Below are 13,512 nucleotides of genomic sequence, written 5' to 3' on the forward strand. Positions count from 1 at the left end.
GCCAATAATCACGCAATCGTGCCAGTGCGGTCCAATGGTCAGCGGAGCCAACTAAAACTTTTTGACACCGGCAGTTACAGAAGACTTGCGCATTGTGACAAAGCTGTCATAAGCTATTCACGGATCCGCTAAACGCCTCCGGCGGGTCTGATGCGAACGGAGAGATAGCCCCGGTTTCACAACAGCTTCGGTTGTTGAGGACCGGGGCTATCCCGTTAAGCCCAGCAGGCAAAGGAAAGGCCCGGCACCTGCTGGCTGGACCAGAGGCACCGGGCTTCCACGATGGATCAGCTGGCGCGGTCCACCACGGCCAGCGCAAAGTTGGACAAGGATTCCTTGACCACACCGTCGGGCAGGGGCGCCAGTGCGGCGATGGCTTCATCGGCCCAGCGGCGTGCCACTACCCAGGACTCGGCCGTGACAGGGTGCTCGCGCAGCCCGGCAACAGCTGCGGCCAAGGCCTCATCCGAGCTCAGGTCGCCGTCAATCAGCGTCAGGAGCTCGACGGCGGACTGGTCGCCATCGGCGGCAGCCTTGCGCAAGAGCAGCACGGGCAGGGTGGGTACCCCTTCGCGCAGGTCCGTTCCGGGCGATTTGCCGGACTTGACCTTGACGCCGGTAACGTCAATGACGTCGTCGGCCAGCTGGAAGGCAACGCCCACCTTCTCGCCGTATTCCACCAGGATGTCCTCGAAAGCCTCATCGGCCCCGGAGAAAATCGCACCGAACTGGCCCGAGGCCGCCACCAGCGAACCGGTCTTGTCCGCAATCACGGAAAGGTAGTGCTCCACCGGGTCCTCATCCGGACGCGGCCCCACGGTCTCGTGCAGCTGGCCAAGGCACAGCCGCTCAAACGTGCGGGCCTGGATTCCCAGCGCACGGCCGCCCAGTTCAGAGACGAGGATGGATGCCCGCGCGAAGATCAGGTCGCCGGTGAGGACCGCCACCGAGTTGCCCCACACCTCGTGGGCCGTGGGGGCGCCGCGGCGGAACGGGGCGGAGTCCATGACGTCGTCGTGGTACAGGGTGGCCAGGTGCGTCAGTTCAACCACGACGGCGGCCTGCACCACGGCGGGCAGCGATGCGTCGCCGAGGTGTGCGCAGAGCAGGGTCAGCAGCGGCCGGATTCGCTTGCCGCCGGCTTCCACCAAGTGGCGGGATGTGGCATCGGCCAGCGGGTCCGAGTTGGCGATGGCCTCGCGAAGCTTCTTCTCCACCTTGGCCAGGTTGTTGGTGATGGCCGGGCCCAGTTCGTCGTCGCCCGCGATGGCTGCAAAACCGGCAGGAAGCTGGAGTCCCGTGGCAATGGCGGTGGTGTTGAGGCTGGGTTCGGAGTCCGGCAGGCCGTGCCCGGCGTGCGTCCAGCTGTGGTCTGCGGATTTGGTCACGGGTTAACCCTAACTTTTTGTTGCGGATACCGCTGGTTCGGAGCTGACGGGGCATTGGATGTGGCCGGAACCAGCGATTCCAGGACGCGGATCACCCGGTCCTCGAAGCCCTTGGCTGCAGGGTCCGTGAGGTTGGCCAGGAGCCGGACCACGAACCGCATCAGGACCGGGATGGGCATGCCGGTCCGCAGCGCGAGCTTCATGACGGCGGGCTTGCCGATCAACGCGGCGAAGGCCCGGCCAAGGGTGAAGTGCGAGCCCCACTGGCCGCGCACGTAGTCCGCGTACCGCGACAGGTGCGCATCGGCGTCGTACGTTCCGCCCAGGGCAGCCGAACGGGAGGAGGCGTCAATGATGAACTCGGCCGCAAACCGTGCCGATTCCATGGCGTAGGAGATGCCCTCGCCGTTGAACGGGGACACCATGCCGCCGGCGTCGCCCAGCAGCAACAGGCCAGGCGAGTAGTGCGGGGTGCGGTTGAAGCCCATGGGCAGGGCGGCCCCCCGGATTTCGCCCACCTGGTTTTCGGGCGTGAAGCCCCACTCGGCGGGCATGCCGGCGGTCCATTCGTGGAGGACCTGCTTATAGTCCAGCTTGCCGAATTCCTTGGACGAGTTCAGGATGCCCAGGCCCACGTTGGAGGTGCCGTCACCGACGCCGAACACCCAGCCGTAGCCTGGCAGGAGCTTGCCGTCGCGGCCGGGAAGCTCCAGCCAGCCTTCCATCCAGTCGTCGTCGGTGCGGGGGGATGTGAAGTAGGTGCGGACGGCGACGCCGAGCGGGCGGTCGTCGCGCTTTTGGATCCCGAGGGACACGGCCGTGCGGGTGGAGTTGCCATCGGCAGCGAGGACGACGTCGGCACTGAAGTCACGCGTCTCCCCCGTCTTGCGTCCGTTCCCGTCCAGGAGCGCTGCGCGGACCCCGGTGACGCGGCCGGCGTCGTTCCGGAGGGCTTCGGTGACGCTGTGCCGCTCGAGGATGGTGGCACCGGCAGCCTCGGCGTGCCGCGCCAGTTCTTCGTCAAAGCCGAGGCGCGTCCGGATCAGTCCGTACTGCGGAAAGTCGGACACCTCGGGCCAGGGCAGCTCGATGGTGCGGCCGCCGGCGATGAGGCGCAGGCCCTTGTTCCGCCGCCAGCCGTCGTCCTCCGGGTGCGGGAGGCCCAGCTTCTGGATCTCCCGGACGGCGCGGGGCGTAAGACCGTCCCCGCAGACCTTCTCGCGGGGGAAGCTGGTCTTTTCCAGGACCGTGACCTCAAGTCCCGCCTTGGCAAGGTAATAAGCGGCAGTGGATCCGGCCGGCCCCGCGCCGACAATCAGTACCTTCACAGGTCAGCGGACGATGTTGCGGCGCAGCTTGGCCACCGGGCCCTTGTGCGCGGCGATGGCGGCTGCGGCCCCCTCGGACGCGGCTGCGGGCTTGAAGGCCCGGTGCACCGCCACGATGCCGCCTGTCAGGTTGCGGTAGGTGACCTTTTCCCAGCCGCTTTCCTCCAGCCAGGCTGCCAGGTGGTCCTGGTCCGGCCAGGCGCGGATGGACTCGGCCAGGTACACGTAGGCGTCCGGGTTGGAGGCAACCTTGACGGCGATGGCCGGCAGGGCGCGCATCAGGTATTCGGTGTACATGGTGCGCCACAGCGGGACCACAGGCTGGGAGAACTCTGCGATGACCAGGCGGCCGCCGGGCTTGGTGACGCGCAGCATCTCGGCCAGTGCCTTCTTGGGCTCATTCACGTTGCGCAGGCCGAACGAGATGGTGGTGGCGTCAAAGGTGCTGTCCGCGAAGGGAAGATTGGTGGCGTCGCCGGCGATGAAGTCGATGTCCGGGCGGCGGCGCTTGCCGACCTTCAGCATTCCCAGGGAGAAGTCGCAGGCCACCACGTCTATGCCGGCGTCGGCATATGGTTCGCTGGAGGTGCCCGTTCCGGCCGCAAGGTCAAGGACGCGGTGGCCCTTGGAGACTTCCATCGCGTCCACCACGATCTTCCGCCAACGGCGGGTCTGTCCCATGGACAGGACATCGTTGACGACGTCGTATTTCGGTGCGACGTCGTCAAACATCGTGGCTACTTCGTCCGGACGCTTATCCAAGGATGCTCGGTTCACCATGACATTGTCTCAAATGTTGGCGGCGGTCCGGACCAGCGGCTCCATCTCCTTTTGGCGCTCCCCGATGCCGGAGGAGGCCTGGCCTACGCGGGAGTAGTGTTGTCTCATCATGACGAGCACGTTCCGCACCCTGACAGTCCCCCTGGATGGCAAAACATTCCCCGGGGGGCTGCCTTCGTTTCTGGTCAGGGACGACGTCCTCTGCTGGACCCGCCGCGAGGCGGGGCTGGCGGGTTTCGGGGAGATCGCGCGGTTCACTGCCACCGGGCCGGAACGGTTCCTGGAGGCGGACATCTGGTGGCGGCACCTGGTCCTGGAGGCCGACGTCGCGGATGCGGTGGAGCTGCCCGGCACCGGCCCGGTAGCTTTCGGTTCCTTCGCTTTCTCCAAAACCTCCCGGCACGAGTCGCGCCTGATCGTGCCGGAGATTGTGGTGGGCGTGCGGGACAACCAGGCATGGCTCACCCAGTTGACGTTCGACGACAGCCCGCTCACCGAAGAGACGGCGGCCGCCGCACTGGACCGCTGGCTCAGCATCAGCGCCGCTGCAGGTGAAGGTACGACGACGGCAGCGGACTCCGCCGGGGACGGCACTTTGGATGACGCGCCCGGCCAGGCCGGCGGCGCCGTCGTGCGTCCCCTGCCACTGGCCGCGGGCGCAACGCTGCACACGGGGTCGCTCAGCGAGGAAGCCTGGATGGAGGCCGTGGCCGCGGGCGTCGCCGAGATCCGCACCGGAGCGCTGGAGAAACTGGTGCTGGCGCGGGACGTGGTGGCAACCATTCCTTCCGGTGTACATGCCGCAGATGTCCTTCGGGAGCTCGCCGCCAGGTACCGCGAATGCTGGACCTACGGAGTGGACGGCCTGGTGGGCGCCACGCCGGAGATGCTGATCCAGGTTGAAGGACGCACCGCCCAGGCCCGCGTACTGGCCGGCACCCTTGACCGGAGGGACGCGCACGGTGAAGATGGCGCGCCGATGGATTACGCCACCCGGGTGCTGGCGGGTTCGGAGAAGCAGCGGCATGAACATGAGATCGCCATCCAGTCGCTGACCAAGCAACTGGCACCGTTCTCCGAGGCGATGAATGCCCATGATGAGCCGTTCATCCTTGAGCTGCCCAACGTCTGGCACCTGGCCTCCGACGTCAAGGCCGAACTCACGGAAGTGGAGGGGCACGTGCCCACGTGCCTGGCCCTTATCAACGCGCTGCACCCAACTGCTGCCGTGTGCGGGACGCCCACCCTGGTCGCGGGCGAGCTGATCCGCAAGCTGGAGCACCTGGACCGTGGACCGTATGCCGGGCCGGTGGGCTGGCTGGACGCAGCGGGCAACGGTGAATGGGGCATCGCGTTGCGCGGCGCCGTCATCGAGTCCGAGGACACGGTCCGGCTCTATGCCGGGTGCGGAATAGTTGACGGCTCGCTCCCGGAGGCCGAATTGGCCGAAACGTGGGCCAAATTCCGGCCGATGCTGGAGTCCCTGGGCATCAACAGCTAGCACACGGCGGCCATGAGTCTGGAATGACAGACAGGTCCTGCCCTGGAAGGCTTGATTTTACCCCCGCTACAGTTATCCAATAGTGAAACTTAGTTGCGTGTGACGTACCTCTCCTGTTGAGCGTTACACTATAAGCCGCGTTAGTACCTCATAGCCCCTGCAACAAAAGGTAAGAAATGCAGACTCCCCGTACCCTCCTGGGCACTTCCAAGCTGACCGCCGCCACTATGATCGCCATCAGCGCCCTGGCCCTCTCAGCATGCACCAACGCCTCGGAAACGGGTCCCTCCAGCGCGGCTTCCTCGTCAGGCAGCGCCAGCGCCAGCTTCGATCCCACCACCGTCAAGAAGGACGACGCCCTGGCCGCCATGGTCCCGGACGCCATCAAGTCCAAGGGCACCATCACCGTTGGTTCCGACACCAGCTACGCCCCCGCCGAGTTCCTCGGTCCGGACGGCCAGACTCCCGTGGGCTACGACGTGGACATCGCCAAGGCCATTGGCGCCACCCTGGGCCTCAAGGTCCAGGTCCAGACCGCAGAGTTCACCGGCATCCTCCCGGCCCTCGGCCCGAAGTACGATTTGGGCATCTCCTCGTTCACCATCAACCCCGAACGCCTGGGTGCCGTGAACATGGTCAGCTACTTCAACGCCGGCACCGCCTGGGCCGTGCAGAAGGGCAACCCCAAGAAGTTCTCCCTGGACGACGTCTGCGGCAAGTCCATCGGCGTGCAGACCGGCACCGTGCAGGAAGACCCGGATCTTGCCGACCGCAACAAGAAGTGCGCCGCCGACGGCAAGAAGCCCATTGACATCGTCACCCTGAAGAACCAGACGGACGTCACCACCCGCCTGGTCAACGGCAGCATCGACGCCATGGCCGCCGACTCCCCCATCATCGGCTACGCCCTGACCCAGACCAACGGCCAGCTCGAGAAGCTGGGCGACGTCTACGACTCTGCCCCGCAGGGCATCGCCGTGGCCAAGGCCGACACCGCTTGGGCCGACGTCATCCAGAAGGCTGTCACCAAGCTGATGGCTGACGGCTCCTACAAGAAGATCCTGGAAGGCTGGGGCAACTCCGAGGGCGCCATTACCAAGTCCGAGGTCAACCCGGCGGTTAAGTCTTGAGTTTTCGCGTTACCGACGAGAAGTCAGGTGTGCACATGGAACACCATCAACATGGGGACGCACCGGTACTGAACAAGTCAGTGCCGGTGCGCCACCCCGGCCGGTGGATCAGCGCCTTCATCATCTTGGCGCTAGTGGTTCTGTTTCTGCAGAGCCTGTTCACCAACCCCAATTTCCGCTGGGACGTGGTGGGCACCTACATCCTGGACGTCAAGGTGGTCCAGGGTGTGGGCTGGACGCTCCTGCTCACGGTCACCTCGATGGTTTTGGCCATCGTCCTGGCCATTCTTTTGGCCTTCATGCGCCAGTCCGACAACCCTGTGTTCCGCTGGTCCAGTTGGGTGTGGGTGTGGTTCTTCCGCGGAACTCCGGTCTACACGCAGTTGGTGCTGTGGGGCCTGATTTCGGTTCTGTACCCCAAGATCAGCGCAGGCGTGCCATTCGGACCTGAACTGTTCAGCCTGGACACCTCCGCGGTCATCACTGCCACCGTGGCCGCCATCCTGGGCCTCGGCCTGAACGAATCGGCCTACCTTGCGGAGATTTTCCGCGCAGGCCTCAAGTCCGTAGACCGCGGCCAGATGGAGGCTGCCGAGGCGTTGGGCATGGGCAAGACCAAGATCATGTGGCGGATCATCCTGCCGCAGGCCATGCGCGTCATCGTGCCGCCCACGGGCAACGAAACCATCGGCATGTTGAAGACCACCTCGCTGGTCCTTGCCGTGCCGTTCACCCTGGACCTCACCTTTGCCACCAATGCCCTGGCCAACCGGACCTACCTGCCGGTTCCGCTGTTGATCGTTGCCGCCATTTGGTATCTGGTAATCACCAGCATCCTCATGGTGGGACAGCACTACATTGAGGCGTACTACGGCAAGGGCGTGGACAACCTCGCCCCGGCGGGCAAGCCAGTGGCCAAGTCCGCCCGCGTGGCCTTGAGCCAGGACGGCGGACGGTCGATAGAGACGGACTTCCCCGAGGAGAGTGCACGATGACGGTCACAGCAGAAAAGCCGCTGGTCAAAATCGAAGGCCTGCACAAGTTCTACGGGCCCCACCATGTCCTCCGGGGCATCGATATGACTGTGCGGCAAGGCGAAGTGTCGGTGGTGATCGGCCCTTCGGGTTCCGGCAAGTCCACCATGCTGCGCTGCGTGAACCTGTTGGAATCGATCAGCGCCGGGCGGATCTCCGTGGGCGGCCAGCTGATTGGCTACCGCGAGGTCAACGGCAAGCTCCACGACCTCAAGACCAAGGAAATCGCCGCCCAGCGCCGCGAAATCGGCATGGTGTTCCAGCGGTTCAACCTGTTCCCGCACAAGACAGCGCTGCAAAACGTGATGGAAGCGCCGGTGCACGTCAAGGGCCAGTCCAAGGCTGCCGCCCAGGAGCGTGCGCTGGAGCTGCTGGACCGGGTGGGGCTGGCGGACCGCTCAGGCCACTACCCGTCGCAGCTCTCCGGTGGCCAGCAGCAGCGCGTTGCCATCGCCCGTGCCCTGGCCATGGACCCGGAACTCATGCTGTTCGATGAGCCGACGTCAGCCCTGGACCCGGAGCTGGTGGGCGATGTCCTGAACGTGATGAAGGACCTGGCAAAGTCGGGCATGACCATGATCGTGGTGACCCACGAGATCGGTTTTGCCCGCGAGGTGGGTGACACCCTGACCTTTATGGACGGCGGTGTGGTGGTGGAATCGGGCGACCCCCGCGAGATCATCGCCAACCCGCAGCATGCGCGGACCAAGGAGTTCCTGAGCCGCGTGCTCTGACACGGTTCCGCCCTTCGACACGCAAATGCCCTGTCGCTGCCGGTACTCCGGCAGCGACAGGGCATTTCCGCGTCGTGGGGCATTTTGCGCGTTGGCAGCTACTGCCCGGAGAGCACGACCTCCACGGCGGCGGACACGGCGTCCTTGATGCGGGCGTGGAGCTGCCGGAGCTGACGCCGGTCCGAGCGGACCTCCACGATGCTGCGCCCCCGCACCGGCCGGTCGAGCGCCTCGGCGAGTCCCGCCGTCGTACTGACCAGCGAATGTCCGACGCCGTACGCTGCGGCGAGTGCCGCGATGTCCACCGAGTGCGGGGTGCTGAAGAGACGTTCGACGGCGTCTCCGTAGCGGCCGCCTTCCTCCACTCCCCCGTGCTCCAGCAGGCTGAAGATGGCGCCGCCGGAATCGTTGAGGACTACGATCCGCAGGTCCGGCTGTTCTTCGCCGGCGCCGAGGAAAAGGCCGCCGGCGTCGTGCAGGAAGGTCACGTCGCCCAGCAGGACCGTGGTTTCCTGCCGGCCGCCCAGGGCAATGCCGGTGGCCGTGGAAATGGTGCCGTCGATCCCGGCCAGGCCCCGGTTGGCATACACCGTTGCCGCAGGATCGGGCGCGGGCAGACCGGCGAGGTCCACGTCCCGGATGACGTTGGAGGATCCAAGCAGCAGTTGGCCTTGGGCATTCCGCCACACCAGGGATCCGACGGACGGGCCCGTGGCGGCGGCCTCGTCGGACACCACCTGGTCCAGCGCGTGCTGGGCGGCCGAGCCGGCAAGGAGCCAGGTGTCCAGCCAGGCGGAGGTCCCGCGGCCGGCAAATTCGGCCAGGTCCGCGAGGTTCTCCAGGGGCAGCTCCGTTCGGCGCCCGGGTTCGTACCAAGCCACCGGAACCGGCTGGTACAGGGCTGATTCAATGTCCGCGCGGGCAAGGAGTGAGGCCACGGGGCGGGACAGCGTAGGCCGGCCGAACAGCACCACCCGTTCGATGGGCTGGATGGAACCGGACCCGAAGTGCTCCAGCAGCAGCCGGTATGGGCCCACCGCGTTGGGGCCGAACCGGGCGTTGGAGGAGGGCTCGGCCAGGAGGGGGACGTTGTGGGCCCGGGCGAATGCTTCGGCGACAGGCCCTGCGTCGTGCCCGGCGAGCACCACCGTCCGCCGCTCCGGCAGGTCCTCCGGGGCCGGCGGCAGGTTCATGACCAGCGGCTCGAAGCCCACCCGATAACGCTGCCGTTCCACCTCCTCCGGCAGTCCGTCACGTGGGGACGGAACCAGCGGGTCCCGGAACGCAAGGTTGAGCTGGACCGGCCCCGGCGGCAGGTCCGGAAATGCCCCGGTAGCTGCGGAGAGCCCGGTTTCCACGGCGCGCTGCGGGCTTGTCCCTGCGGGAACATCCGCGGCAAACCGGACCTGCTCGCCGAAGAGGTCGGGCTGGACCGTGGTTTGGTTGGCGCCGGTCCCGCGCAGTTCTTCCGGCCGGTCCGCGGAGAGGACGATCAGCGGGACGGCGGCATGGTTGGCCTCCATCACCGCCGGCATCAGGTTCCCGACGGCGGTCCCGGACGTGGTGAGGACGGCCGCGGGCGAGCCGGTGGACAGGGCAAGGCCCAGCGCCGTGAAGGCTGCGGACCGCTCGTCGATGCGGACCAGGAGGTCCACCCGGCCGGCCGCTGAGGCCTCTGCCAGGGCATACGCCATCGGGGCCGACCGGGACCCGGGCGATACCACCACGTGCCGCACGCCGCCGTCGAGCAGGGCGTTAACGGCGCTCCGTGCCGCAGCAAGCGCGCTCAACCCAGGCGTGGCGTCGGCTGGCACGCTGTCGGATGGTCCGGCGTCGGCTGGTGCGGCGTCATCTTTTGGGGTGGCGTCCGGGGCAGAATCGTTCGGCAAAGTCACCCAACCAGTCTGCCACCCTCCAACGCCCCATCACCTCCTGCCACCAAACCCCCGACGCCCCATCACCCCCTGCCCCCAAACCCCCGACGCCCCATCACCCCCTGCCCCCAAACCCCAAACGCCCCATCACCCCCTGCCGCCAAACCCCAAACGCCCCACCACCCCCTGTCTGGATGGGCAGGAGGTGATGGGGCGTCACGGAAGAACCCACGAAACGTGATGAGGCGTCACGGGAAAACCCACGAAACGTGATGAGGCGTCACGGGAAAACCCACGAAAGGTGATGGGGCGTCACGGAAAAACCCACTAGAGGTGATGGGGCGTCGCGGAAAAACCCCCGAAAGGTGATGGGGCGTCGCAGCGGGTTAGCCGCGGAACACCTGCACCACTGCCGGACGGGGCGCGCGCGCCTGGCCGGGAGCCGGCGTCGTACCTGCCGGGACGTAGTCCGGGAAGAAGGAATGCGGCGCCTCGAAGGTGCCTTCCTCGCCCGGGTGCTGCACGGAGACGAACACGGTCCGCTCGTCGTCGTGGATGACGGGGCCGCAGGTTTCGGCGTCGCGGGGGACGGAAAGGAACTGCTCCACCTTGCCGCGCTCGGCGCCGTCGAGGGTGACCTTGAAGAGTCCGTCGTTGTAGCCGATGCCGGAGGGTGCGCCGTCGGTGGAGATCCAGAGGTTGCCCACGGAGTCGAAGGCCACGTTGTCCGGGCAGGAGATGGGCGAGACCTTGTCCGCCGGGTAGCCGGAGAAGTAGGTGACGTCGCCTTGCGCCGGATCGCCGCAGACCATGAGGAGGGTCCAGTTGAACCTGGTGGAGGTCTGGTCACCGGTTTCGGTAATTTCCACAATGTGGCCGTCGCGGTTCTGCGTGCGCGGGTTGACCTCGGTGGCGCCTTCCTTGGTGCCGGTGCCGCGGTCCGAGTTGTTGGTGCAGACCACGTAGACCTTGCCGGTGTGCAGGCTGGGCTGGACGTCCTCGCAACGGTCCATCTTGGTGGGGCCCACCTTGTCAGCGGCCAGGCGGGTGTACACCAGGACTTCTTCGACGGACATGCCCGGGACGGTCGACTTGCCGCCCACCACCAGCGGCAGCCATTCGCCGCTGCCGTCGAAGGCGCCGTCGGAGGGAAGCGCGCCGGTTCCGGTGATCTCCGTGGCGGGCGAGTTGCCGGTGAACTTGGCGACGTAGAGGTCGCCCTCGGAGAGCAGGTTCATGTTGTTGCGGCGGTCACCCTCGACGTACTTGCCCGTGGAGACGAATTTGTAGAGGTAGTCGAACTTCTCGTCGTCGCCCATGTAGGCCACTACGTGTCCGGATTCGGCCACGATCACGTTGGCGCCCTCGTGCTTGAAGCGGCCCATGGCGGAGCGCTTCTTGGGGGTGGAGGTGGGATCGAACGGGTCCACTTCCACGATCCAGCCGAACCGGTTGGCCTCGTTCTCGTAGCCGGGGTTGCGGGTGTCGAAGCGGGGATCGTCGAGTTCCCACTGGCGGGCGGTGGGCTTGGCGGTGAGGCCGTAGCGCTTGTCCGACGTAGAGGTGCCGCCGGAGACGAAGTAGCCGTTGAAGTTCTCCTCGCCGGAGAGGATGGTGCCCCAGGGGGTGGTGCCGCCGGAGCAGTTGCCGAACGTGCCCTTGATGGCGCGGCCGGAGGGATCGGCCACTGTCTTGACCAGGGCCGAGCCCGCAACGGGGCCGGTGAGCTCGTAGGTGGTGTCGGAGAGGTAGCGGCGGTTCAGCGGCGCGCCCTTCACGTAGCTCCACGGCTTGGTGGTGTTCTTGCGCTCAAGTTCCACCACGGCCAGGCCATGGGCGGCGCGGCCAATGGCGCGGGTTTCCTTGGCGTCGTAGCCGGCGGGAACCATGATGTTTTCGTTGGTGTATTCGTGGTTGGTGAACAGCACCGCGCGGCGGCCCTTGCTGCCGGGGATTTCCACGATGTCGGTGTAGTCGTTGTTGTAGCCGAACTGCCGGGCCTGCGCTGCCGCGGTCTGGTTGTTCAGGTCGAACTCCGGGGAATCGTTGAACAGCGGGTCGCCCCAGCGGATGATGGGCTGCCAGGTGAATCCGTCCGGGACGGTGAAGGCGTCGACGGCCTTGTCGACCGGCTTGATGGCCGTGAACTGAAGCTTGGAGTTGCCGAAGCCTTCCTTGGCGGCCTTGGACAGGCCGGCGGCGGAGGCAGGTTCGGCGGAGCTTACGGCTGAACCGAGGGCGACGGCGAGCGCACCGGCGGCGCCAAGGCCCAGGGCGGCGCGGCGGGACAGGGTGGCGGAAGCGATGTCGCGGAAGTAGCTGTTGGAGCTGGTGTTGCAAACCTCGCCGGCGCACGCGTTGTCGCATTTGAGTGCACATGTGACCGGGCTGCGCTTGCCCTTCGTATGGCCGAGCATGGGCAACAGGGTGAATTTGCGGGCAGTTTCAGACATGGGGAACCTTCCGAAGGAATGTCTCTGGGGTGCCCGTTCACCCTTCCAGCCCGTTCTGAAATATTGACGCCCTTCAGATGAACCTGAGGTTAACCCATGAAAAGGCTGAAAGAAACCTGTGAAATACCAAATTCAAAGGGGCAGCCGCCGAAGTTTCAGCGCCTTGAGGGGGTGAATGTGATCGACTGCTGAGTAGATGTCGTTATGGCACCCCAGAACGACATTTACTCAGCAGTCGATGGGGTGAGGAGCGCGTGGACGCGGCGGAGCCGGGCCAGCCACCAGTCCCGGCGTTCCGCCGGAGCCGCAAACCGCTCCAGCAGCCCGGCGTCGGGAACGGCGTCGCGGAGGCCGATCGCGCCGTCGTCGGCCACCAGGGGGTCCAGGGTGATGTCCGATTCAAACAGGGACACCGTTCCCAGGCCGCACGCGTACGGCAGATGCGGCAGCGCGCCGGCTAGGGCCAGGCCTGCGCGGATTCCCACCGAGGTGTCCAGCGCAGAACTGACGACGGCGGGAAGTCCTGCCTGCGCCACGATGTCCAGGGCGCGCCCCACTCCCCCCAGCGGGGCCACTTTGACGACAATCAGGTCCGCCGCACCGGCCCGTGCGACGCGCAGCGGGTCCGTTTCCTTGCGCACGCTTTCATCAGCGGCGATGAGAACCGGCGTTCCGGCGTCCCGCAGCCGGGTACGGACCTCGGCCAACCCCTCGATGGTGGGTACCGGCTGCTCGGCGTACTCGAGCCCCACCGCCGCCAGCCGGGTCAGGGCCGCCACGGCGCCGGGCACGTCCCAGCCGCCGTTGGCATCCACCCGGATGGCGGCGTCGGGCAGGGCTGCACGCACGGCCTCAAGCCGGGCGGCGTCGTCGTCCAGGGACTGTCCGCGCTCGGCAACCTTGACCTTGACGGCGTCCACCCGGCCAAACCGGGCCAGCACCTCCGGCACCCGGTCCGCGGGAACTGCAGGAACGGTGGCGTTGACCGGCACGGAAGTGCGCAGCGGCGCCGGAAAGCCCTGCCAGCCCGCTTCGATGGCGGCGGCCAGCCAGCGGGAAGCCTCCGCGTCGCCGTACTCCGGGAACGGGCAGAATTCGCCCCAGCCGGCAGGTCCGCGGAGGAGCAGGGATTCGCGTCCCATGATGCCGCGGAACTTCACCCGCATGGGCAGGCTGACCACGTGCGCTGCGGCCAGCAGTTCGTCCAGCGGGGGGATCAGCGCATCACGGGCAGGCATGCGTTCACTGTACCGGGGGCGCCAGCCTCAAGGATCTGCCCGCACAGGCTGT

The 13,512-nt window shown here is 66.6% G+C and carries 10 protein-coding genes; 4 read left to right on the top strand and 6 right to left on the bottom strand.

From position 1 onward, the window contains the following. Positions 1-287 precede the first annotated feature (287 nt). The 3 genes from QRN53_RS19810 to QRN53_RS19820 are packed head-to-tail and all read right to left on the bottom strand — an operon-like array spanning position 288 to position 3,493. Positions 288-1,388 carry a polyprenyl synthetase family protein gene (locus QRN53_RS19810; RefSeq protein WP_285245516.1) on the bottom strand — a complete coding sequence of 367 codons (1,101 nt, stop codon included), beginning with the start codon at positions 1,386-1,388 and terminating at the stop codon, positions 288-290. Then, positions 1,385-2,716 carry a geranylgeranyl reductase family protein gene (locus QRN53_RS19815; protein WP_285245517.1) on the bottom strand — a complete coding sequence of 444 codons (1,332 nt, stop codon included), beginning with the start codon at positions 2,714-2,716 and terminating at the stop codon, positions 1,385-1,387. The genes QRN53_RS19810 and QRN53_RS19815 overlap by 4 nt, the downstream gene beginning before the upstream one ends. Positions 2,717-2,719: 3 nt before the next feature. Next, a complete protein-coding gene (locus QRN53_RS19820; protein ID WP_285245602.1) occupies positions 2,720-3,493 on the bottom strand; it encodes a demethylmenaquinone methyltransferase in 774 nt (257 codons plus the stop codon). A gap of 112 nt (positions 3,494-3,605) precedes the next feature. Between QRN53_RS19820 and QRN53_RS19825 the strand changes: the two genes are divergently transcribed. From QRN53_RS19825 to QRN53_RS19840, 4 genes are all read left to right on the top strand, one after another. Beyond that, entirely contained in the window at positions 3,606-4,997 is a 1,392-nt protein-coding gene (locus QRN53_RS19825) for an isochorismate synthase (RefSeq protein WP_285245518.1), read from the top strand. Positions 4,998-5,173: 176 nt separating this feature from the next. Next, positions 5,174-6,127, top strand: a complete 954-nt coding sequence (locus tag QRN53_RS19830) for an ABC transporter substrate-binding protein (RefSeq protein ID WP_285245519.1) — start codon at positions 5,174-5,176, stop codon at positions 6,125-6,127. A 35-nt stretch (positions 6,128-6,162) separates the two neighbouring features. After that, positions 6,163-7,122 carry an amino acid ABC transporter permease gene (locus tag QRN53_RS19835; protein WP_285245520.1) on the top strand — a complete coding sequence of 320 codons (960 nt, stop codon included), beginning with the start codon at positions 6,163-6,165 and terminating at the stop codon, positions 7,120-7,122. Continuing rightward, positions 7,119-7,895, top strand: a complete 777-nt coding sequence (locus QRN53_RS19840; RefSeq protein ID WP_285245521.1) for an amino acid ABC transporter ATP-binding protein — start codon at positions 7,119-7,121, stop codon at positions 7,893-7,895. The genes QRN53_RS19835 and QRN53_RS19840 overlap by 4 nt, the downstream gene beginning before the upstream one ends. A 98-nt stretch (positions 7,896-7,993) precedes the next feature. On the opposite strand, the gene menD is transcribed toward QRN53_RS19840, so the two are convergent. The 3 genes from menD to QRN53_RS19855 form a co-directional block, all read right to left on the bottom strand. Further along, positions 7,994-9,784, bottom strand: coding sequence for a 2-succinyl-5-enolpyruvyl-6-hydroxy-3-cyclohexene-1-carboxylic-acid synthase (menD, locus tag QRN53_RS19845; RefSeq protein ID WP_502934867.1), 1,791 nt, complete (start codon positions 9,782-9,784; stop codon positions 7,994-7,996). Between the two features lie 371 nt (positions 9,785-10,155). After that, the gene (locus tag QRN53_RS19850) at positions 10,156-12,222 is read right to left on the bottom strand and encodes a PhoX family protein (RefSeq protein WP_285245522.1); all 2,067 of its coding nucleotides are present in this window, start codon (positions 12,220-12,222) and stop codon (positions 10,156-10,158) included. 224 nt (positions 12,223-12,446) lie between these two features. Further along, positions 12,447-13,460, bottom strand: coding sequence for an o-succinylbenzoate synthase (locus QRN53_RS19855; RefSeq protein WP_285245523.1), 1,014 nt, complete (start codon positions 13,458-13,460; stop codon positions 12,447-12,449). Between the last annotated feature and the right edge of the window lie 52 nt (positions 13,461-13,512).

Source organism: Pseudarthrobacter sp. fls2-241-R2A-127, assembly GCF_030209355.1.
Taxonomy (GTDB): Bacteria; Actinomycetota; Actinomycetes; order Actinomycetales; family Micrococcaceae; genus Arthrobacter.